Here is a 20282-nt window from a genome sequence, read left to right on the forward strand (position 1 = left end):
GGCGTCCGCGCTGCCGCGCATCGTGATCGCCGCGCCGGCCAGCGGGTCGGGCAAGACGATGATCACCACCGGCCTGCTCGCGGCGCTGCGTCGCACCGGCCTGCGAGTCAGCGGCCACAAGGTCGGGCCGGACTACATCGACCCCGGCTATCACGCGCTGGCCAGCGGCAGGGTCGGCCGCAACCTCGACCCCTGGCTAGTCGGCGAGGACCGCGTCGCGCCGCTGCTGCTGCACGGCGCGCAGCACCTCGAGCCCGCCGACATCGCGGTCGTCGAGGGCGTCATGGGCCTGCACGACGGCGTCGTCGGCAGTGACGCGGGCTTCGCGTCCACCGCGCACGTCGCCCGGCTGATCGGCGCCCCGGTGGTGCTCGTGCTGGACACGACCGCCCAGGGTCGCACCGCCGCGGCGGTGGTGCACGGGCTGCAGTTGTTCGATCCGCGCGTGCGGGTCGGCGGCGTGATCCTCAACCGCGTCGGCAGTCCGCGGCACGAGAGCCTGCTGCGCGCGGCGATGGCCGAGGTCGGCGTGCCGGTGCTCGGCAGCGTCGCCCGATCGGCCGAGGCCGTCACGCCCTCGCGGCACCTCGGGCTGATCCCGGCCGCCGAGCGGCGGGCGGACGCCGAGCAGGCCGTGGCCGCGCTCGCCGATCTGGTCGCCGACGGCGTCGACCTGGCCGCCGTCATGGAGCTCGCCCGAACGGCGCCGCCGCTGGACGTCAAGGCGTGGAATCCGGCCCACGAGGTCGCCCGGGTCGGGGACGGGGTGCGCGTCGCGCTGGCCGGCGGCGCGGCGTTCAGCTTCGGCTACGCCGAGACAGCCGAGTTGCTGACCGCGGCCGGCGCCGACGTCGTGACCGTCGACCCGCTGCGCGACACCGCGTTGCCGGCCGGCGCCGCCGGGCTCGTGCTCGGCGGCGGCTTTCCCGAGGCGCACGCCGAACAGCTCGCGGCGAACACCGGTCTGCGCGCGGACGTCGCCGCCTTCGACGGGCCGATCGCCGCCGAGTGCGCCGGCCTGCTCTACCTGTGCCGCAGCCTCGACGGCGCGCCGATGGCCGGTGTGCTGGACGCCGCCGCCGCGATGACGCCGCGGCTGACGCTGGGCTACCGCGAGGCCGTCGCCGACGTCGACTCGCCGGTCGCCGCGGCGGGGGAGCGGGTGCGCGGCCACGACTTCCACCGCACCGCCACCGACCCGGCGCACGGGGAATCAGCGGCGTGGCGCTACGCGGGCGCCGGCCGCGGCAACCGGCACGGGTTCGCGTCGCGGCGCGTCCACGCGGCGTACCTGCACACGCATTGGGCCGGCCGACCAAGCGCCGCCGAGCGGTTCGCGGCGGCGTGCCGTGGCTGACCCGACCGCCGGCAACGGGCCGCTGCTGACCGGCGTCGGCGTCGGTCCGGGTGATCCCCAGCTGCTGACGCTGGCCGGCCTCGCCGCGCTGCGCGACGCCGATCTGGTGGTCGTCCCCGTCCGCGACGACGTCGACGAGGTCGGCTACGCCGAGCGGGTGGTGCGCCACCACCTGCCCGACGCGCGGATCGCGCGGGCGCCGTTCGCGCTGACCGAACGAGAGGGCGTCACCCCGCGCCGCGCGCAGGCGTGGGACGCGGCCGCGGCGCTCGTCGTCGACGCCTTCGCCGCCGGCGCGGCGACGATCGCGTTCGCGACGATCGGCGACCCCAACGTGTACTCGACATTCGGCTACCTCGCAGCCTCCGTACTTGAAGGTATGCCGACCCTGACGACCCGCACCGTCCCCGGCGTGACCGCGATGCAGGCGCTGGCCGCGGCGAGCGGCACAGTGCTCTGCGAGGGGCGCGAGCCGCTGGTGCTGATGCCGGTGCTCGGCGATCCGGCCGAGCTCGACGCCGTCCTCGCCTGCGACCTGCTCGCCGGCGCCACCGTCGTCGCGTACAAGGGCGGTCGGCGCTGGCCGGCGCTGCGCGACGTGCTCGCCGCGCGCGGCCGGCTCGCCCACGCAGTGGTCGGCAGCCACCTCGGCCGTCCCGACGAGAGCGTCGGCCCGGCGACGGCAGTCGACGCCGCGGCCGGCGCCGAGCTGCCGTACCTGTCCACCGTCCTCGCGCCGCCAGCCCGCGGTGGGCGAGGAGGCAAGCTCTAATGGGCACCGGAAACGTCGTGTTCGTCGGCGCCGGACCCGGCGCCGCGGACCTGCTCACGCTGCGCGCCGCGGCCGCGATCGCGCGCGCCGACATCGTCGTGTGGGCGGCCAGCCTCGTGCACCCGGACGTGTTGGCCCACGCCCGCGCGGACGCCGAGATCGTCGACTCCTCGCAGCTGCCGATGGAAGGCGTCCTCCCGCTGTACGAGCGCGCCGCCCGGGACGGGCTGACGGTCGCGCGGGTGCACTCCGGCGACCCCGCGCTGTGGGGCGCGGTCGGCGAGCAGATCGCCGAATGCGAGCGGCTGGGCCTTGCCGTCGAGATCGTCCCTGGTGTCTCGGCGTTCTCCGCGCTCGCGGCGGCCGAGCGGCTCGAGCTGACCGTTCCCGAGGTAAACCAGTCCGTCATCCTGACCCGCCTCGAGGGCGGCAAGACGCCGATGCCGGCGGGCGAGTCGGTTCGCGAGTTCGCCGCGCACGGCTCGACGATGGCGATCTTCCTGTCCGCCGCGCGGTCGAAGCAGCTGCAGGACGAGCTGCTCGCCGGCGGCTATCCCGCCGAGACGCCGGTGATCGTCGGCTACCAGGTCAGCTGGCCGGACGAGCTGATCGTGCGGTGCACCGTCGGCACGCTCGAGGAGACGACCAAGCAGCACAAGCTCTGGAAGCACACGCTGTTCCTCGTCGGCCGCGGTCTCGACGCGCACGGCACCCGCTCGCACCTCTACCATCCGGGGCACTTCCACGGCTTCCGGCGGGCCGACCGCGTTGCCCGGCGGGCGCTGAAGGGCGCGAGCCAATGACCGATGACCGTCCCGAGCTGCGCGAGCCGGACCTGCCGCGCACCGCGAAGTCGCGGCCGAACGCGCTGCGCACCGGCTGGACCACCGGCGCGTGCGCCGCGGCGGCGGCGAAGGCGGCGGCGACCGCGCTCGTCACCGACAAGCCGCAGACGAGCGTCGAAATCGCGTTGCCGTCCGGGCGCCGGGTCGGCTTCGACGTGCACCGCTGCGACGTCGTGTCCGGGCAACGTGCCGAGGCGGTCGTGGTGAAGGACGCCGGCGACGACCCGGACGTCACCCACGGCGCGCACCTGACCGCGCAGGTCGGCTGGCGCGCCGCCGCCGGCCTGGAGCTGCGCGGCGGCCCGGGCGTCGGCACGGTGACCAAGCCTGGCCTCGGCCTGACCGTCGGCGAGGCGGCGATCAACGACACCCCGCGGCGCATGATCGGCTACTCGGTGGCCGAGGTGCTGGACGTGTCGCAGCGCGGCGTGACGGTCGTGATCAGCGTGCCGGACGGCGAGAAGATGGCGCGCAAGACGACCAACGCCCGCCTCGGCATCCTCGGCGGCATCAGCATCCTCGGCACCACCGGCGTCGTGCGGCCGTTCTCCACCGCGTCCTGGCGGGCGAGCGTCGTGCAGGCGGTTGCCGTGATGGCCGCGCAGGGCGAGAGCGTCGCCGTGCTGTGCACCGGCGGGCGCAGCGAGCACGGCGCCCGCGCGCTGCTGCCCGAGCTGCCCGAGGTGTGCTTCGTCGAGGTCGGCGACTTCACCGGCGCCGCGATCACCGAGGCCGTCGAGCGCGGGCTGACGTCGCTGGTGTTCGTGGGCATGGCCGGCAAGTTGGCGAAGCTGGCGGCCGGCGTGCTGATGACGCACTACACGCGCTCGAGGGTGGACACCGACCTGCTGGCTCGCATCAGCGAGTCCGCCGGGCTGCCCGCCGCCGTCGTCGACGAGGTGTCCGGCGCGAACAGCGCGCGGCACGCCTACGAGATCTGGCAGCGCGAAGGCGTGCTGGCCGCAGCCGGCGCGGATCTGTGCGCCCGGGTCGCGGACGTGCTGCGCCGGTTCAGCGGCGAGGCGTTGGCGGTCGACGTGGCGATGGTGGATTTCGCCGGTAGCGAGCTGGTCGCCTCGTCGGGCAGGTGGGCCGCATGAGCGTCACGGTGGTGGGGGTGTCTTCCGCGGACGCGTTGACGGACGCGGGCCGTGCCGCGGTCGCGGGCGCCCGGCTGCTGATCGGGTCGCCGGCGAACCTGGCTACGGTCGGCGCGCCGGCCTCCGCCGAACACGTGGAGCTCGGACCGTTGGCGCCGGCGCTGGAACGGCTCGCGCGCGACGACGACGCGGTCGTGGTGGCCAGCGGCGACCCGGGTTTCTTCGGCGTCCTGCGGGCGCTGCGCGCGGCGGGCCATGATTGCGCGGTGCTGCCGGCGGTCTCCGCGGTCGCGGCGGCGGCGGCGCGTGCCGGGCTGAGCTGGGACGACGCGGTGGTGGTCTCCGCGCACGGTCGCGACCTGCGCCCGGCGCTCAACGCGTGCCGCGCGTTCGGGTCCGTCGCGGTGCTCACCGGGCCGGGCAGCGGGCCGGTCGAGATCGCCCGTGGCATTGCCGGGTGGCCGCGCGAGCTCGTCGTCGCCGCCGACCTGGGCCGCGCGGAGGAGCAGGTGGTGCGGCTGCCTGCGGACGTGGTCGCCGAGCGCGACCCGGCGGACTTCCCGGCGTCGACGGTGGTGTTCGCGCTCGCCGCCGACCGCCCGTCCGCGATGCGATGGAACAACCAGCCGGCCGCCGCGCCGGCGTCCGGCTGGGCGCTGCCCGAGCAGGCCTACCAGCACCGCGACTCGATGATCACCAAGGCCGAGGCGCGCGCCTTTGTCCTCGCCCGGCTGCGCCCCTCGCTCGGCCGGCTCGTCTGGGACGTCGGCGCCGGCAGCGGCTCGGTCGGCGTCGAGTGCAACCGGTTCGGGGCGGCCGTCGTCGCGATCGAGCGGGATCCAGCCGCCTGCGAGCTCATCGCCGCCAACGCCGCCGCGCACGGCGCGCACGTGCGGATCGTCAACGGCGTGGCGCCGGGCGCGCTCGCCGACCTGCCCGAGGCAGACGCCGCGTTCGTCGGCGGCGGCGGCCTGGCGGCGGTGCGCGGCGTCGTCGAGCGTGCGGTGCCGACGGTGGTCGCCGCGTTCGCCGCGCTGGATCGTGCGCTCGCCGCCCACCGGATTCTCGCCGACGCCGGCTACCGGGTCGAGGGCGTGCAGCTGTCCGCCGCGCGGCTCGCCGACCTGCCGGGCGGCTCGCTGCGGTTGGCCGCGGAGAACCCGGTGCTCGTGCTCGCGGCGGAGGGCGCATGACCGAGCGATCGCACACGGTCGGGCTGGTCGCCGTCACCGCCGCCGGAAACGCGCTTGCGGCGCGGATCGAGACGGCGCTGCCCGGCCGCGCGGCCAGGGTGGCGGCGGGGTCCACCGGCGCCGACTCGCTGCGCTCGGCGTTCGCCGAGTGCGATGCGGTCGTCGCCGTCATGGCGGCGGGCGCCGTCGTGCGCATCCTCGCGCCGCAGATCGCCGCCGGCTCGAAGCAGACAGACCCGGCCGTGCTCGTGGTGGACGACGCCGGCCGGTTCGTCGTGCCGGTGCTCGGCGGGCACGCGGCCGGCGCGAACGCGCTTGCCGTCGAGGTCGCCGAGGCGCTCGGCGCGCAGCCGGTGCTGACGACCGCCACAGACGCCCAAGGCCTGCCCGGCCTCGACGCGCTCGGCTGGCCGGCCCATGGCGATCTGGCCGGGGTGGCCCGCCGGCTGCTCGACGGCGAGCCGGTGCGGGTCACGATGCCGCGGCGCTGGCCGCTGCCGTCGCTGGGCCCGTCGGCGGTGGTCGAGATCGGCGACGACCCGTCCTCCGACGGCGTCGCAGTCTCCGACCTCGTCGACGTCGACGCCGCTGTCGTGCTGCGGCCGCCGTCCCTGGTCGCCGGCATGGGCGCTAGCCGCGGCGTCGAGGTGGACGAGGCGGACGAGCTGCTGCGCACGGCGCTGGCCGACGCAGGGCTCGCCGCGGAATCGGTCGCCGTGATCGCGAGCGCCGAGATCAAGGCCGACGAGGCGGGTCTCGTCGAGCTGGCGCAGCGCTGGGGCGTGCCGTTCGTCGTGCATCCCGCAACGCTGCTGGAGCGGGTGCGGGTGCCGAATCCGAGCGAGGTCGTCCGGCGCGCGGTCGGCGTGCCGAGCGTGGCCGAGGCCGCTGCGCTGCTGGGCACGCGCGGGCGTGCGGACGACGCCGAACTCGTCGTGCCGAAGCGGGCCAGCGCGCACGCGACCGTCGCGATCGCCCGGCACGCGCCGCGCGGGCGGCTCGCGGTGATCGGCCTCGGCCCCGGCTCGGCCGATCTGCTGACCGCGGCCGCGCGCAGTGAGCTGCGCCGAGCCGCGGTGGTCGTCGGCTTGGACCAGTACGTCGACCAGATCCGCCATCTGCTGCGGCCGGGCGTGGAGGTGCTGGCCTCCGCGTTGGGCGCGGAGGAGGAGCGCGCGCACACCGCCGTCGCAAAGGCCCGCGAGGGGCATGCGGTCGCGCTGATCGGCTCGGGCGACGCCGGCGTGTACGCCATGGCGGCGCCGGCGCTCGAGGTCGCCGACGACTCGATCGACGTGGTCGGCGTGGCCGGAGTGACGGCCGGACTCGCCGCTGCGGCGGTGCTCGGCGCCCCGCTCGGGCACGACCACTGCTATCTCAGCCTGTCCGACCTGCATACCCCGTGGCCGGTGATCGAGCGTCGCGTTCGCGCCGCGGCCGAGGCCGACCTCGTCGTCGTCTGCTACAACCCGCGCAGCGTGAAACGCGACTGGCAGCTGGACCGCGCGCTCGAGCTGCTCGCCGCGCACCGGCCGCCGGACACCCCGGTCGGCGTCGTGCGCAACGCCACCCGGCCGGACCAGACGGCGTGGGTCTCCACGCTGGCCGACCTCGACACCACGCGGGTCGACATGTACAGCCTGGTGATCGTCGGCGCGAGCACGACGCGGATCGTGGGGGGCCGGATGGTCACGCCGCGCGGCTACCGGTGGGCGCCATGACGGCGACGGCGACGGCGACGGCGATTCGCGCGGTCGTCGGCGCGTGCCAGGGCTGCGGCGGCTGCCTGCTGACCTGCCCCGAACGCGCCATCCGCCCAGTGGGTCTTGGCCCCGTGGCGAAGCGACACGCCGGGGCATCGGCCGGTGCCGGGCCGACCCTGGTGGTGCTAGACACCTGCACTGGATGCGGGGACTGCGTCGAGCTGTGCCCCGTCGACGCTATCGAGCTGGTCGAGCTCGCCGGAGGCGCGACATGAGGACTGTGCATCCGATCGAGGCCGAGTCGTATCGCATTCTCAACGCGAGAGTCGACCTCTCGGCCCTTCCACCGCTGACCAGAGCGGTCACCGAACGGGTGGTCCACGCCAGCGCCGACCTCGGCTACGTCGCCGACCTGCGCTGCGACGAGGGCGCGCTGGCCGCCGGCCGGGCCGCGCTGCTCGCCGGACGGCCGGTCGTGGCCGACGTCGAGATGGTCGCCGCGGGCATCACTCGGCGCGACCTGCTCGGGCCGGTGCTCTGCCGCGTCGCCGACCCGGCGGCGTCGGCGCTCGCGCAGGAGGCCGGCATCACGCGGTCGGCCGCGGCCGCGCGGCTGGCCGCCGACGAGGCCGGCCCGGGCGCGGTGTGGGTGATCGGCTGCGCGCCGACGGCGCTGTTCGAGCTGCTCGCGCTCGACGCCCGCCCCGCGCTCGTGATCGGCCTGCCGGTCGGCTTCGTCGGCGCTGCCGAGTCGAAGAACGCGCTGCGCGGATCCGGGCTGCCCGCGGTGACCAACGTGAGCGAGAAGGGCGGGTCGGCCGTGGCCGCCGCCGCGCTGAACGCCCTGCTGTACAAGGAGGAATCCACATGACTCACACGGATCAGAGCCGCGCCCTGCTGGTGGTCGGGCACGGCACCCGCAGCGCGGAGGGCGTCGGCCAGTTCACCGCCTTCATCGACCGGCTGAGCCGGCGCGCCGACGCTCCATACCCTGCGGTATCCGGCGGCTTCATCGAGCTGTCCGACCCGCCGGTCACCGAGTCGGTGGGCGCGCTCGTCGACGCCGGCCATCGCCAGCTCGCCGCGGTGCCGCTGGTGCTCGTGGCGGCCGGGCACGGCAAGGGCGACATCCCGGCCGCGCTGCTGCGCGAGCAGGTGCGGCACCCGGGAATGACCTACCGGTACGGACGTCCCCTAGGGCCGCACCCGACGCTGCTGCGCATCCTCGAACGCCGGGTCGACGAGGCGCTCGGCGGCGCCGCCGACCGCGCTGATGTGCACGTGCTGCTCGTAGGTCGCGGCTCGAGCGACCCCGACGCGAACGCCGAGGTCGCCAAGGTCGCCCGGCTGTTCTGGGAAGGCCGCGGCTTCGCCGGCGTCGAGCCGTCCTTCATCAGCCTCGCCGAGCCGAGCGTGCCCGCCGGTCTGGAGCGGCTGCGGCGGCTCGGCGCCGAGCGCATCGTGGTGGCGCCGTACTTCCTGTTCGCCGGCGTGCTGCCCGAGCGCATCGTCGAGCAGACCTTGAGGTATGCCGCAGAGCATCCCGAGCTCGTGATCGCCTGCGCCGAGGTCATGGGCGACACCGACGAGCTCGCCGAGCTGGTGGTCGAGCGCTATCACGAGACGCTGGCCGGCGACATCCGGATGAACTGCGACACCTGCATGTACCGCGTCGCGCTGCCCGGCTTCGACCACCGCGTCGGACAGCCGCAACGCCCGCACCACCATCCCGCGGACGGCGCGCACGACCACGGTGAACACGACCACGACGAGCACGACCACGCCCACGGCGACCACGGCCACCCGCACAGCCCGGATCACGTCGCCGTCGGACAATGACCGCGCTGTCCGAACTGCGCCATCACGGCGACGCAGAGCTGTCGCCGGGGCTGCTGGACCTGGCCGTCAACGTGCGGCCGGGGCCGATGCCGGCCTGGCTGTCGAGCGCCGTGCTGTCGGCCTGCGGGCGGTTGGACGCCTACCCGGACCCGACGGCGGCCCGCGCCGCCGTCGCCGACCGGCACGGCCGCCTGCCGGACGAGGTGCTGCTCACCGCGGGCGGCGCCGCGGCGTTCACGCTGATCGCGCAAGGCCTGCCGACCGGCCGTGCCGCCGTGCTGCATCCGCAGTTCACCGAGCCGGAACTCGCCCTGCGCGCGGCCGGCTGGACTATCGAGCGGGTGTTGCTCGAGCCCGGCGCGGCGCTCGACTCGGCGCAGGTGCCCGCCGACTGCGACCTCGTCGTGCTCGGCAACCCCACCAACCCCACCGGCGTGCTGCACCCGGCCGACGCGGTGCGCGCGCTACGCCGCCCCGGCCGCGTGGTCGTCGTGGACGAGGCGTTCATGGACGCCGTGCCGGGCGAACCGGCGAGCCTGGCCGGCGATAAGGACCTCGCCGGCGTGCTCGTCGTGCGTTCGCTGACGAAGACGTGGGGGCTCGCCGGGCTGCGGATCGGCTACCTGGTCGGCGATCCCGCCCTGCTCGACGCGTGCCGGGCCGTCGAGCCGCACTGGGCGGTGTCCACCCCGGCGCTCGCCGCCGCCGCCGCGTGCGTGACACCGGTCGCCCGCGCCGAGGTCGACGCCAGGGCGCACCGGGTGACGCAGCTGCGCGAGCACCTGCGTGCCGGTTTGACCGAGCGCGGATTCGAGGTCGTCGCCGGCTCGGTCGGGCCCTTCCTGCTCACCCGTCACCCGCGACGTCCGGACGTGCACGCGGAGCTGCGTCGGCTCGGTGTCGCGGTCCGCCGAGCGGACACCTTCCCCGGCCTCGACAGGGGCTGGGTGCGGATCAGCGTGCGCGATGTCCGATCCACCGAGCGGCTGCTGGCCGCTCTCGACGGCGATCCGGATCCCATACCTATAGGTATGGTCACGCTCGTCGGCGGCGGCCCTGGCGCCGACGGCTTGATCACCGTCGACGGGTTGCTCGCGTTGCAACGGGCGGACGTCGTGGTCGCCGACCGGCTCGGGCCGCTGGATCTGCTTGCGCAGCTGGGTCCCCACGTCGAGATCGTCGACGCGGCCAAGAACCCACGCGGGTCGGCGATGCCGCAGGACAAGATCAACGATCTGCTGATCGAGCACGCGCTGGCCGGCCGCGAGGTCGTGCGGTTCAAGGGCGGCGACCCGTTCGTGTTCGGCCGCGGCCACGAGGAGCTCGAGGCGTGCGCCGCTGCCGGCGTGCCGACCCGCGTGGTGCCGGGCGTCAGCAGCGCATTCGCCGGACCGGCCGCGATCGGCGTGCCCGTCACCCACCGCGGCGCCACGCACGGCGTCACGGTCGTCTCCGGCCACCTCCCGCCGGACCATCCGAACAGCCTGGTCGACTGGTCGGCCGTCGCGCGGTCCGGCACGACAATCGTCGTGCTCATGGGCGTCGCCACGCTGCCAGCCATCGCCGACGTGCTGCGTGCGGGCGGCCTGCCGGCGACCACCCCGGCGGCGGTGGTCGCCGACGCCGGCGGCCGCGCCCAGCGCGAGGCGCGCGGCACGCTCGCCACCATCGCCGGCACCGCGGCGGACGCCGGCATCGCGCCACCTGCGATCGCCGTCATCGGCGCGGTCGCCGCGCTGTCGACGCCACGGCCGGCCGAGGGCGGCGCGTCGGCATGAGCTGGCCTCGGCCCGTCGCGACCGTCGGCGACCGCACGTCCGCGGCCGAGCGCGCCGCCGACCCGACCGGATGGGCCATGCCGCCGGACACCGCCGCAGCGCTGCGCGAGGTCATCGCCGCGCGGCGCGACGTCCGGCGGTTCCGCCCCGACCCCGTGCCTGCGGCGCTGCTGCGCCAGGTGCTCGACGCCGGTCATCACGCGCCCTCCGTCGGGCACTCGCAGCCGTGGCGCTTCGTCGTCGTCACCGAGCAGGCGACGCGAGAGCGCGCCGCCGCGCTCGCCGACCGCGAACGGCTGCGCCAGGCCGAGCAACTCGATCCCGACCGCCGCGCCCGGCTGCTCGACCTGCAACTGGAGGGGCTGCGCGAGGCGCCGTTGGGCATCGTCGTCGCGTGCGACCGCCGCGCGCCCGCCGCCGGTGTGCTGGGCCGGGCCACGTTCGCCGACTCCGATCTGTGGAGCTGTGCCTGCGCGGTGCAAAACATTTGGCTCGCCGCCCGCGCCGTGGGGCTCGGCGTGGGCTGGGTGACGCTGTTCCGCCCCGCCGACCTCAGCGCGCTGCTCGGCCTGCCGGACGGCGTCGACACGCTCGGCTGGCTGTGCCTCGGCTGGCCGGACGAGCGGCCGCCCGACCCGGGCCTAGAGCGGCGCGGCTGGTCGCGCCGGCTGGACCTGGACGACGTCGTGTTGCGCGACCGCTGGCCAGCGGCCGATCCGCCCGCGCCGCCCCCGTCGCATCTGGCCGCGCCCGACCAGACTGCCGTCGTCGCCGGCCGAGACAGCGGCGACGAGCTGCTCGCCGCGCCCGGCTCGCTCGGCGTGCTGGACGCGGCCGTCGACCGGGTGCTCGCCCTGCCTGGGCCGCCGCCGACGACCGGTGCGCTCGTGCTCGCCGCCGGCGACCACCCGGTCGTGCGGCACGGCGTCTCCGCCTATCCCGCCTCCGTCACCGCCGACGTCCTCGCCGCGACCGTCGCGGGCGAATCGCTCGCCGCCGCGACCGCGCGCGCAGCCGGCCTGCGGATCGTCGCCCGGCACGCGACGGCGACGAGGCCGCAAGGCGACCTCGTGTCCGCAGACGCGCTCGCGGCCGCCGATGTCGACGCGTTGCTCGCCGAGGGCGCCGAGATCGGCCGCGCCGTCGCGGCGCACGGGCTCGTCTGTCTCGGCGAGGTCGGCATCGGCAACACGACTGTCGCCGCCGCGCTCGCCTGCGCGCTGCTCGACGTCGATCCGGACGATGTGGACGACCTCGTCGGTCTGGGCGCCGGGGCGGACGCCGCGATGCTGGCCCGCAAGGCCGATGTCGTCCGGCGCGCGCTCGTCCGGGCACGCGAGGCGCACGGCGAGGCGCTGTCCAGCCCGACCACATCGCTTGCGGCGGTTGGCGGCCCGGAGTTCGCGCTGCTCGCGGGCGTGGTGCTCGGCGCGGCCGACGCCGGCGTGCCGGTCGTGCTGGACGGGCTGGCGACGTCCGTCGCGGCGCTCGTCGCCGTCCGGTTGGAACCGGCTGCCCGCGCCTACCTCGTCGCCGGCCAGCGCAGTCGCGAGCGCGGGCACGGCCTGGTGCTGGCCGAACTCGGCCTCGAGCCGCTGCTCGACCTCCGGCTGCGGGCGGGCGAGGGGGTCGGCGCCTGCCTCGCGGCGCAGCTGCTGCTGTCCGCGCTCGCCGTGCGCGCGACCGCCGGCCGAACGCGGTGATCAGGCGGCGCCGACGCGCCGGTCGCGAGCTGGTGCTCGGCGGCGCGCGGTCGGGCAAGTCGCGTTTCGCCGAGCAGCGGTTGGCCCGCGCGCCGGCCGTCGACTACGTGGCGTGCGGCGCGCCGCCGTCGGCCGACGACCCGGAGTGGGCCCGCCGCGTCGCGCTGCATCGCGCGCGGCGGCCGTCGAGCTGGCGCACGGTCGAGACGCTCGACGTGGCCGGCGTGCTGCGCGCGCCCGGCGGCCCGGCGCTGATCGACTGCCTGTCCACCTGGCTGGCCCGGACGATGGACGAGTGCGGCGTGTGGACGCCCGAGCCGGGCGCCGACGACCGGCTCGCCGCGGCGGTCGACGACCTCGTCGCAGCGTGGACGGCGTCCCGGCGGCGGGTGATCGCCGTGTCGAACGAGGTCGGGTCCGGCATTGTGCCCGCGACCGAGTCCGGCCGGCGGTTCCGCGACGAGCTCGGCGTGCTCAACGCGCGGGTGGCCGCGGCGGCGGACGGCGTGTGGCTGCTGACCGCCGGCCTGCCGAGACGCCTGCGATGAAGGAGGCCGGCCCACGCGGCGCACTGCTCTGCGCGTTCGGGATGTTCAGCGTGCTGCCCGTCCCCGCGCGCTTCGCGACGCCCGGGCCACGCGTCGTGCGCTGGTTGCCGGTGGTCGGGCTGGTCGTCGGCGCGCTGGCCTTCGCGCCGGCGCTGGCGGTGTGGCGCGGCGGCCCGCACGGCGCGCCGCTGCTCGCCGCCGCGCTGGTGCTCGGCACGTCGGCGGCGCTGACCCGCGGACTGCATCTCGACGGATTGGCCGACCTCGCCGACGGCCTCGGCAGCGGCCGGGTCGCCGGCGAGGCGTTGACGATCATGCGACGATCCGACGTCGGCGCACTCGGCGTCGGCACGCTCGTGTTGGTGCTGCTCACCCAGCTCGCGGCGCTGGCGGCGGTGTTCGGCGCGGACAGCCGGCCGGCCGCGCTGGCCGCGGTGCTGACCGCTGCCGTCACCGGCCGGGTTGCCGTGGTGCTCGCCGCGCGCCGGGGCGTGGCCGCGGCCGCCGGCTCGTCGTTCGGCCGGCTGGTCGCCGGCAGCGTCGGGCCAGGGGAGTGCGGGCTGGCAGTGGTCGCGCTGCTCGCCGCTGCGGCCGGCGGTCGCTGGCTGGCTGGCGGCGACCTGCGCTGCTGCCTGTGGTCGGCCGGCGCGGTCGTCGTCGCGCTCGGCGTCGCCGAGGCGCTGCGCCGGCACGCCACCAGGCGGCTCGGCGGCGTCAGCGGCGACGTCTTCGGGGCCCTCGTCGAGGTCGGCGCGACGTCGGTGCTGCTCGTGCTCGCCGTCGAGACGGTCTGGCGATGAGCGGCGCCGCTGCTGGCTGCGAACGCGGCCCCGGCGCTCGATAGGGTCTGAGCCGATCCACCGCCCAGCGCGTTGAGGAGTGCCGAACATGTCCTACGCCGTCGCCCGTCCGCGCCGTCTGGTGCTCGCCGACCTGATCCCCGGCGCGCGCGTCCGCGACATCGCGCTGATCGCCGTCGGCGCGGGGCTCACCGGCGCCGCGGCGCAGGTCTCGATCCACACGTCGCTGTCCCCGGTGCCGTTCACCCTGCAGACGCTGGCCGTCCTGGTCGTCGGCGCGTCCTTGGGAACAGTGCGCGGGCTGCTGTCGATCGGGCTCTACGCGGTGGCCGGCGTCGCCGGCGTGCCGTGGTACGCCGACCACCACCACGGGTGGGGTGGCCCGAGCTTCGGCTACATCGTCGGCTTCGTGGTGGCCGCCGGCATCGTTGGCGAACTCGCTCGCCGCGGCAACAGCCGCTCGGTCACCGGGACGGTAGGGCTCATGGCCATGGGCACCGCCGTGATCTACCTCGTCGGCGCCGTCTGGTTGGCCAATGACCTACACCTGTCGGCCAGCAAGGCCGTCGAGCTCGGCGTCACCCCGTTCCTGGTCACCGACGCGATCAAGATGGCCGTCGCGGCGCTGGTGCTGCCCGCAGCCTGGAAGCTCGCCCGCCGCTGAGACTCGGAATGGCCGGCCGCCCGCCGGGGTTGCGCCGGACGTCAGCAGCACCCGCGAGAGAGGCGTCCGCCATGTCCGGCAAGACCGTTCTGCAGCCCGGCCCGGACCATCCGATCACGGTCGAGCCGAACTCGTCCCGCGTGGTCGTCAGCGTCGGCGGGAAGGTCGTCGCCGACACCACCCACGCCCTGCAATTGCACGAGTCGACTTACCCAGCGGTGCAGTACATCCCGCGCGCGGACGTCGACCTCACCCAACTCGAGCGCACCGACCACTCGACCTACTGCCCCTACAAGGGCGACGCGTCGTACTACAGCCTGCGGGCCGGCGACGACCTCGCCGAGAACTCGGTCTGGACGTACGAGGCGCCGCACGACGCGGTCGCTGCGATCAAGGACCACCTCGCGTTCTACGGCAACGTCGCCGACGTCGCCGTCTCGCCCGCCTGACCCGTTGGACGCATCGGCCGGTCACGGCGCCTGGCAGGACGGGCACCAGAACAGGTTGCGGCCGACCAACACCTCGGTGCGGATCTCGGTGCCGCACACCCGGCACGGCTCGCCCGCGCGGCGGTAGACGTACACCGACTCAGCACGGGTGAGCCGCCCGCGGCGCGGCCGGTCGTCGGGCCGGATCGTGACGATCCGGCCGGACCGCACGCCAGCGCGCATCAACTCCACAAGGTCGGCCCACATGTCGAGCCACAGCTCCTGCGGCACCCCCCGGCCGGTCGCGAACGGGTGCAGGCGGTGCCGGAACAGCAGCTCCGCGCGATAGACGTTGCCGACCCCCGCGAGCACCTGCTGGTCCATGAGCAGCGCGGCGATCGGCGTCCGGCTTCGGGTCACGCGCTGGAAACCGAGCAGCGGGTCGCTGCCGCGCCGCAGCGGGTCGGGACCGAGCCGGGCGAGCACGACCTCGACCTCGGCCGGCGACATCAGCTCGCATGCCGTCGGGCCGCGCAGGTCCGTCCACACCCTGTCCTTCATCGGGGCGTCGTTCGTCGCGGCGTCGTTCGTCGGGGAGTCGTTCATCTCCGCGTCGTTCGTCAGCCGCAGGCGCAGCGCCCCGCGCGGTTCCGGCGGCTCGCCGGCACCGGTGGTGAACTTGCCGTAGAGGCCCAGGTGGACGTGCAGGATCTCGCCCCCTATTCCGTCGGCCCGGTCATAGCGGTGGAACAGGTGCTTGCCGTAGGCCTCCGCTTTGATGAGGGTCGCGCCGTCGATGCGCGCCGCGCCGTCGGCAAAGCGGCCTTGCGGGCTGCTCGCGCGCACCGTGCCGCCGCCGAACAGCCGCTGCTGGTCGCGAGCCAGCCGGTGCAGCGTGTGGCCTTCGGGCATGCGGCGGCTCCGTCTCCTACACTCAGACACGCTTGGTTCGCCACGTTCCGGGGTGTGGCGCAGTTTGGTAGCGCACTCGCTTTGGGAGCGAGGGGCCGTGGGTTCGAATCCCGCCACCCCGACCAGGTTTCACCGTAGTTCGCAGGTCTTGCGGAGGTCGACGGCGGGCACCGCAGTAGCTCGCATCCCACGAACTCCCACGAACTCCCACGAACTCTCTCGTCGGGCTCGGCGTCGCCACCTCACCTACCGACACTCCGAATGAGGAGATATGAGCGCTGGAGACCGCCCGGTCGGCGCACAGCTTCAGGCGCTACCGTGCGCGGACCGACACCGGCAAACCAGCCCGGGTCGCCGGCTCTGGCGGGGGTACGGGTGAGCGGTCTCGTCGAGTCTCCACCGGGCGCGTCGCTATACGACGCCAAGCGCGATTCGCTCTACCTCAAGCCGCGGCTGCGAGGCTGGGCGCACCTGCTGTCCTTCGAGGTCGTGCTGGTCCTCGGCACGCTCTTGATCGCGTCCGCGAACGGCCCCGGGCAGAGCGCGGTCGCCGCGGTGTACGCCGTCTCGGTGGCCGGCATGTTCGGCGCCAGCGCGCTGTACCACCGGGGCAACTGGGGACCGGCGGCGATGGCTCGGCTGCAACGGCTCGACCACCTGATGATCTTCGTTGTGATCGCTGGCACCGCCACCCCGCCACTCGCCCTCTGCCTGCCGTCGCCGTACTCGGCGCTGGCGCTGTCCGGCATCTGGCTGCTGACCTCGGGCGCGGCGGCGCTGCGGCTGACCCGGATGAAGACGCCGGAATGGCTCGCCGGGGCTATCTTCATCGCCCTGGGCTGGACGGCCGGCGCGTCCGTGCCGGCGGTGTGGATGCACGCCGGAGTGGCGCCGGCCGTGCTGTTCGTGGCGGGCGGTCTGCTGTACACCGTGGGGGCGCTCGCTTATCACCGTCGCTGGCCAGATCCGATTCCGGCGGTGTTCGGCTATCACGAGGTCTTCCACACCTTCGTGTGCCTGGCCGCCGCCTGCCACTTCGTCGCCATCGCCTGCTTTTTGTTCTAGCGGGAGCCCACGGCTCGGACGCTGAGGCCGGTCACAGCTCATTCACGGTCCCAACGCCCCTGGCGTCGGGTAGAAAGCGATCATGCTGCTCCTCGTGCTGCACCGCTGCGCCCGTCGGGCGCGCGTCCGCGCCGCCCGGTGACCGGACCGGACGGGGCTGGACCGGACGGGGCTGGACCGGACGGGAGCGCGGCGTCGGACGCCCCGCGGAGCGGCCGGGCGCCCGAGCCGCCGACCCCCGACGCGACGACCACCCCCGCGGCCGACGCCCAGGACTCCGCCGATGCCGGCCGACGGCTCCGGCACGATCTCGACGCGCACTCGGCGGCCGCCGGCGACGGTCTCGCCCGGGCCGTCCGCGATGTCGATCCGACGCGCCGCGACGACGCCTCCGGCGGCGAGGACGCGACTGCGCCCGAAGGCTGACTGCTGAACGCTGAGAAGGCGTTCGACCGCCGGCTGGGACGCCGGCCGGCCGGACCGCCCCGAGCGGCTGCATAGACTGGCCAGGCGACGCGGCCGTTCTGCGGCAGCGGGCGGCGTCTCCTGGCGTTCGCGCGACCGGCCGCCGCGACGCCGACCACCTGACCCGCGCAAGGAGCACCCGCACGTGAAGAGCACCGTCGAGAACTTGAGCCCGACCCGGATTCGGCTCGCCGTCGAGGTGCCCTTCGACGACCTCAAACCGAACCTCGACAGCGCGTACAAGACGCTGGCCCAGCAAGTGCGCGTCCCCGGTTTCCGGCCCGGCAAGGTGCCAGCCCGCGTCATCGACCAGCGCGTCGGCCGCGGCACGGTGCTGCAAGAGGCCGTCAACGAGGCGCTGCCGCGCCTCTACGGCGAAGCCGCGCGCGAGCACGAGCTGCAGCCGCTCGGCCAGCCCGAGATCACCGAGATCACCAACGTCGAGGAAATAGTCGATGGGTCCGATTGGCACTTCACCGCCGAGGTCGACGTCCGCCCGGAGATCACCTTGCCCGAACTCGACGGCATCGCGGTGGCGGTCGACGACGTCGCGGTCGGCGACGAGGAGGTGCAGGAGCAGCTGGACGAGCTTCGCGAGCGCTTCAGCACGCTCGTCGGCATCGAGCGCGCGGTCCAGAACGACGACTACGTCTCGATCGACCTGACCTCCACCGTCGACGGCGCGGAGTTCGAGGGCGGTTCGGCGAAGGGGCGCTCCTACGTCGTCGGCTCCGACGACTTCATCGCCGGCCTGGACGACGCGCTGCTCGGCAAGTCCTCGGGCGACACCGCGGAATTCGTCTCGACGTTGCGGCACGGCGACCACGCGGGCGAGCAGGCGCAGGTCGTCGTCACGGTGAAGTCGGTGAAGGTGAAGGAGCTGCCCGAGGCCGACGACGAGTTCGCGCAGCTGGCCAGCGAGTTCGACACGATCGACGAGCTCACCGCCGACCTGCGCGAGCGGCTCGGCCGGGTCAAGGCGCTGGAGCAGGGCGCCCAGGCGCGCGACCGGCTGCTCGAGCACCTGATCGAGACGGTCGAGTTCCCGCTGCCGGAATCGGCCGTCACGTCCGAGGTCGAATACCGCGAGCACGACCTCGTGCACTCCCTCGGCCACGACGACGCCCTGTTCGAGCGCTACCTCGAGGCTCAGGGCAAGACGCGCGAGGAGTTCGACGCCGAAATGCGCGAGAGCGCGGAGAAGTCGGTCCGGGTGCAGTTCATCCTCGACGCGATCGCCGAAAAGACCCAGGTGCAGATCGGCGACTCAGAACTCACCGAGTACCTCGTCCGGCAGGCCGCGCAGTACCAGATGCCGCCGCAGGAGTTCGCCAACCAGATCGTCCAATCCGGCAACCTGCCGATGCTCGTGGCCGACATCCGCCGCAACAAGGCGCTGGCCGTGGTGTTGGAGAACGCCGCGGTCACCGACGCCTCCGGCAACCCCGTCGACCTGGCCGCGTTGGACAGCGAGCTAGCCGCAGACACCAGCGACGTCAACGACGAGGACGACGACGAGGCTGAGGACGACTAGTCAACTCGCGTCACGCCCTGAGCGAACGCGGCCCGTTTTCGGGCTTCCGTGTCGGCTCCCTTCGTTAGGGTCGGCAGCGAGCGACAAATCCAGCGAACACGGAAGGTTGGCCGCAGTGAACCGATTTGACCCGCAGCCGTTGCGCGTGACCGAGATGCGCGCTGACATGCGGTCGGCCGGCGCCGGGATGAACCTGAACGACTCGGTCTACGAGCGGCTGCTGCGCGAGCGCATCATCTTCCTAGGCCAGCAGGTCGACGACACGATCTCGAACCAGATCTGCGCGCAACTGCTGCTGCTCGCGGCGGAGGACCCCGAACGCGACATCAACCTCTACGTCAACTCGCCCGGTGGCTCGGTGACGGCCGGCATGGCCATCTTCGACACGATGCAGTTCGTCGAGTGCGACATCGCCACCTACGCGATGGGGCTCGCGGCCTCGATGGGCCAGTTTCTGCTGTCGGCCGGGGCCCGCGGCAAGCGTTACGCGCTGCCGCACGCGCGCATCCTGATGCACCAGCCCCTCGGCGGCATCGGCGGAACCGCGTCGGACATCGCGATCCAGGCAGAACAGATGAAGCTCATCAAGGTGCAGATGGCCGAACTGATCGCCGAGCACACCGGGCAGCCCCTCGAAAAGATCCAAGCCGACTCGAACCGCGACCGTTGGTTCACCGCCGACGAGGCGCTCGAGTACGGCTTCGTCGACCACGTCGTCAGCCGGGTCGCGCAGGTGCCCGGCAGCAACAGCCCGGCACCGGAATGAGGCCGGCGCCAATGAGGCCAGCAACCAATGAGAAGGGCCTGACATGACTCACCAGTCGCCGCAGAGCCGCTACGTGTTGCCGTCGTTCGTCGAGCGGACGAACTACGGCATCAAGGAGTCGAACCCGTACAACAAGCTGTTCGAGGAGCGCATCATCTTCCTCGGCGCGCCGATCGACGACGTCGTCGCCAACGACGTCATGGCGCAGCTGATTGTGCTCGAGTCGACCGACCCCGACCGCGACATCCAGATCTACATCAACAGCCCCGGGGGCTCGTTCACCGCGCTCACCGCGATCTACGACACGCTGCAGTACGTCCGCCCCGAGATCCAGACGATCTGCATGGGCCAGGCCGCGTCCGCGGCGGCGGTGTTGCTGGCGGCCGGCACGAAGGGCAAGCGGTTCGCGCTGCAGAATGCCAGGATCCTGATCCATCAGCCGTCCGGCGAGGGCCAGGGCCAGGTGAGCGACCTCGAGATCCAGGCCAACGAGATCCTCCGCATGCGCGCGTTGCTCGAGGACATTCTGGCCAAGCACACCGGTCAGACGGTGGAGAAGGTGCGTGCGGACATCGAACGCGACACCATCCTCACCGCCGAGCAGGCCAAGGATTACGGGATCGTCGACCAGGTGATCACCTCTCGCAAGTTCGTGCCCGAGGTCTGATCGGGCGACCCGGGCAACCGACGGCGGCGACCCGGTTTGCGGGCGACGCGTCGGTTCCCACAGGTTGATAACGAGCGACTTTCGCGCTGTTTGCGGGTAGCGTGCGTGGCCTGAGGCGACTCGGACGCGCGCCGGCCGCGGCG

20 protein-coding genes, 1 tRNA gene and 2 pseudogenes are annotated in these 20282 nt (G+C 74.1%); 22 read left to right on the top strand and 1 reads right to left on the bottom strand.

The window, feature by feature from the left end:
* Positions 1-10 precede the first annotated feature (10 nt).
* The 16 genes and pseudogenes from ACFFBG_RS00215 to ACFFBG_RS00290 all read left to right on the top strand — a co-directional run bounded on the left by ACFFBG_RS00215 (position 11) and on the right by ACFFBG_RS00290 (position 14751).
* On the top strand, positions 11-1357 hold the full coding sequence (locus ACFFBG_RS00215; RefSeq protein WP_375476167.1) for a cobyrinate a,c-diamide synthase: 1347 nt from the start codon (positions 11-13) through the stop codon (positions 1355-1357).
* The gene (cobI, locus tag ACFFBG_RS00220; RefSeq protein WP_375474430.1) at positions 1350-2129 is read left to right on the top strand and encodes a precorrin-2 C(20)-methyltransferase; all 780 of its coding nucleotides are present in this window, start codon (positions 1350-1352) and stop codon (positions 2127-2129) included. Before ACFFBG_RS00215 ends, cobI begins: the two co-directional genes overlap by 8 nt.
* Positions 2129-2932 carry a precorrin-4 C(11)-methyltransferase gene (gene cobM, locus ACFFBG_RS00225; RefSeq protein ID WP_375474432.1) on the top strand — a complete coding sequence of 268 codons (804 nt, stop codon included), beginning with the start codon at positions 2129-2131 and terminating at the stop codon, positions 2930-2932. The genes cobI and cobM overlap by 1 nt, the downstream gene beginning before the upstream one ends.
* The gene (locus ACFFBG_RS00230; RefSeq protein ID WP_375474434.1) at positions 2929-4074 is read left to right on the top strand and encodes a cobalt-precorrin-5B (C(1))-methyltransferase; all 1146 of its coding nucleotides are present in this window, start codon (positions 2929-2931) and stop codon (positions 4072-4074) included. Before cobM ends, ACFFBG_RS00230 begins: the two co-directional genes overlap by 4 nt.
* Positions 4065-5267: pseudogene (gene cbiE / locus ACFFBG_RS00235) on the top strand (precorrin-6y C5,15-methyltransferase (decarboxylating) subunit CbiE); the annotation flags it as partial. The gene ACFFBG_RS00230 and the pseudogene cbiE, both read left to right, overlap by 10 nt.
* Entirely contained in the window at positions 5264-6988 is a 1725-nt protein-coding gene (cobJ, locus tag ACFFBG_RS00240; protein WP_375474436.1) for a precorrin-3B C(17)-methyltransferase, read from the top strand. The pseudogene cbiE and the gene cobJ, both read left to right, overlap by 4 nt.
* Positions 6985-7245 carry a 4Fe-4S dicluster domain-containing protein gene (locus ACFFBG_RS00245; protein WP_375474438.1) on the top strand — a complete coding sequence of 87 codons (261 nt, stop codon included), beginning with the start codon at positions 6985-6987 and terminating at the stop codon, positions 7243-7245. The genes cobJ and ACFFBG_RS00245 overlap by 4 nt, the downstream gene beginning before the upstream one ends.
* Entirely contained in the window at positions 7242-7841 is a 600-nt protein-coding gene (locus tag ACFFBG_RS00250) for a precorrin-8X methylmutase (RefSeq protein WP_375474440.1), read from the top strand. Before ACFFBG_RS00245 ends, ACFFBG_RS00250 begins: the two co-directional genes overlap by 4 nt.
* Complete coding sequence (locus tag ACFFBG_RS00255) at positions 7838-8809, top strand: sirohydrochlorin chelatase (RefSeq protein ID WP_375474442.1); 972 nt, start codon at positions 7838-7840, stop codon at positions 8807-8809. Before ACFFBG_RS00250 ends, ACFFBG_RS00255 begins: the two co-directional genes overlap by 4 nt.
* Positions 8806-9810, top strand: a pseudogene (gene cobC, locus ACFFBG_RS00260) (Rv2231c family pyridoxal phosphate-dependent protein CobC); the annotation flags it as partial. The gene ACFFBG_RS00255 and the pseudogene cobC, both read left to right, overlap by 4 nt.
* A gap of 30 nt (positions 9811-9840) precedes the next feature.
* A complete protein-coding gene (gene cobA / locus ACFFBG_RS00265) occupies positions 9841-10587 on the top strand; it encodes a uroporphyrinogen-III C-methyltransferase (RefSeq protein ID WP_375476169.1) in 747 nt (248 codons plus the stop codon).
* Positions 10584-12290 carry a 5,6-dimethylbenzimidazole synthase gene (gene bluB, locus ACFFBG_RS00270; RefSeq protein ID WP_375474444.1) on the top strand — a complete coding sequence of 569 codons (1707 nt, stop codon included), beginning with the start codon at positions 10584-10586 and terminating at the stop codon, positions 12288-12290. The genes cobA and bluB overlap by 4 nt, the downstream gene beginning before the upstream one ends.
* Complete coding sequence (locus ACFFBG_RS00275; RefSeq protein WP_375474446.1) at positions 12287-12838, top strand: bifunctional adenosylcobinamide kinase/adenosylcobinamide-phosphate guanylyltransferase; 552 nt, start codon at positions 12287-12289, stop codon at positions 12836-12838. Before bluB ends, ACFFBG_RS00275 begins: the two co-directional genes overlap by 4 nt.
* Entirely contained in the window at positions 12835-13638 is an 804-nt protein-coding gene (locus ACFFBG_RS00280; RefSeq protein WP_375474447.1) for an adenosylcobinamide-GDP ribazoletransferase, read from the top strand. The genes ACFFBG_RS00275 and ACFFBG_RS00280 overlap by 4 nt, the downstream gene beginning before the upstream one ends.
* A gap of 88 nt (positions 13639-13726) precedes the next feature.
* Positions 13727-14302, top strand: a complete 576-nt coding sequence (locus tag ACFFBG_RS00285) for a biotin transporter BioY (RefSeq protein ID WP_375474449.1) — start codon at positions 13727-13729, stop codon at positions 14300-14302.
* Positions 14303-14373: 71 nt separating this feature from the next.
* The gene (locus tag ACFFBG_RS00290) at positions 14374-14751 is read left to right on the top strand and encodes a DUF427 domain-containing protein (RefSeq protein ID WP_375474451.1); all 378 of its coding nucleotides are present in this window, start codon (positions 14374-14376) and stop codon (positions 14749-14751) included.
* Between the two features lie 21 nt (positions 14752-14772).
* Here ACFFBG_RS00290 and ACFFBG_RS00295 read toward each other — a convergent pair whose 3' ends face one another.
* Entirely contained in the window at positions 14773-15642 is an 870-nt protein-coding gene (locus tag ACFFBG_RS00295) for an Fpg/Nei family DNA glycosylase (RefSeq protein ID WP_375474453.1), read from the bottom strand.
* A 48-nt stretch (positions 15643-15690) separates the two neighbouring features.
* Between ACFFBG_RS00295 and ACFFBG_RS00300 the strand changes: the two genes are divergently transcribed.
* The 6 genes from ACFFBG_RS00300 (at position 15691) to ACFFBG_RS00325 (ending at position 20139) form a co-directional block, all read left to right on the top strand.
* Positions 15691-15767 (top strand) — tRNA-Pro (locus ACFFBG_RS00300).
* A gap of 250 nt (positions 15768-16017) precedes the next feature.
* Positions 16018-16707 (top strand): hemolysin III family protein, encoded by a 690-nt coding sequence (locus tag ACFFBG_RS00305; protein WP_375474455.1) that lies wholly within the window; start codon positions 16018-16020, stop codon positions 16705-16707.
* 138 nt (positions 16708-16845) lie between these two features.
* Positions 16846-17133, top strand: coding sequence for a hypothetical protein (locus tag ACFFBG_RS00310; RefSeq protein ID WP_375474457.1), 288 nt, complete (start codon positions 16846-16848; stop codon positions 17131-17133).
* A gap of 184 nt (positions 17134-17317) precedes the next feature.
* Positions 17318-18706, top strand: a complete 1389-nt coding sequence (gene tig / locus ACFFBG_RS00315; RefSeq protein WP_375474459.1) for a trigger factor — start codon at positions 17318-17320, stop codon at positions 18704-18706.
* Positions 18707-18872: 166 nt separating this feature from the next.
* A complete protein-coding gene (locus tag ACFFBG_RS00320; RefSeq protein WP_375476171.1) occupies positions 18873-19472 on the top strand; it encodes an ATP-dependent Clp protease proteolytic subunit in 600 nt (199 codons plus the stop codon).
* Positions 19473-19515: 43 nt separating this feature from the next.
* The gene (locus ACFFBG_RS00325; RefSeq protein ID WP_375474461.1) at positions 19516-20139 is read left to right on the top strand and encodes an ATP-dependent Clp protease proteolytic subunit; all 624 of its coding nucleotides are present in this window, start codon (positions 19516-19518) and stop codon (positions 20137-20139) included.
* Positions 20140-20282 lie beyond the last annotated feature (143 nt).

The organism is uncultured Jatrophihabitans sp. (assembly GCF_964251945.1).
Taxonomy (GTDB): domain Bacteria; phylum Actinomycetota; class Actinomycetes; order Mycobacteriales; family Jatrophihabitantaceae; genus Jatrophihabitans.

Excerpts from the sequence above, each read along its gene's own strand:
- cobM (WP_375474432.1), top strand. The coding sequence starts at position 2,129 with ATGGGCACCGGAAACGTCGTGTTCGTCGGCGCCGGACCCGGCGCCGCG.
- ACFFBG_RS00230 (WP_375474434.1), top strand. The coding sequence starts at position 2,929 with ATGACCGATGACCGTCCCGAGCTGCGCGAGCCGGACCTGCCGCGCACC.
- cobJ (WP_375474436.1), top strand. The coding sequence starts at position 5,264 with ATGACCGAGCGATCGCACACGGTCGGGCTGGTCGCCGTCACCGCCGCC.
- ACFFBG_RS00245 (WP_375474438.1), top strand. The coding sequence starts at position 6,985 with ATGACGGCGACGGCGACGGCGACGGCGATTCGCGCGGTCGTCGGCGCG.
- ACFFBG_RS00250 (WP_375474440.1), top strand. The coding sequence starts at position 7,242 with ATGAGGACTGTGCATCCGATCGAGGCCGAGTCGTATCGCATTCTCAAC.
- ACFFBG_RS00255 (WP_375474442.1), top strand. The coding sequence starts at position 7,838 with ATGACTCACACGGATCAGAGCCGCGCCCTGCTGGTGGTCGGGCACGGC.
- cobA (WP_375476169.1), top strand. The coding sequence starts at position 9,841 with ATGGTCACGCTCGTCGGCGGCGGCCCTGGCGCCGACGGCTTGATCACC.
- bluB (WP_375474444.1), top strand. The coding sequence starts at position 10,584 with ATGAGCTGGCCTCGGCCCGTCGCGACCGTCGGCGACCGCACGTCCGCG.
- ACFFBG_RS00280 (WP_375474447.1), top strand. The coding sequence starts at position 12,835 with ATGAAGGAGGCCGGCCCACGCGGCGCACTGCTCTGCGCGTTCGGGATG.
- ACFFBG_RS00285 (WP_375474449.1), top strand. The coding sequence starts at position 13,727 with ATGTCCTACGCCGTCGCCCGTCCGCGCCGTCTGGTGCTCGCCGACCTG.
- ACFFBG_RS00290 (WP_375474451.1), top strand. The coding sequence starts at position 14,374 with ATGTCCGGCAAGACCGTTCTGCAGCCCGGCCCGGACCATCCGATCACG.
- ACFFBG_RS00295 (WP_375474453.1), bottom strand. The coding sequence starts at position 15,642 with ATGCCCGAAGGCCACACGCTGCACCGGCTGGCTCGCGACCAGCAGCGG.
- ACFFBG_RS00320 (WP_375476171.1), top strand. The coding sequence starts at position 18,873 with ATGCGGTCGGCCGGCGCCGGGATGAACCTGAACGACTCGGTCTACGAG.
- ACFFBG_RS00325 (WP_375474461.1), top strand. The coding sequence starts at position 19,516 with ATGACTCACCAGTCGCCGCAGAGCCGCTACGTGTTGCCGTCGTTCGTC.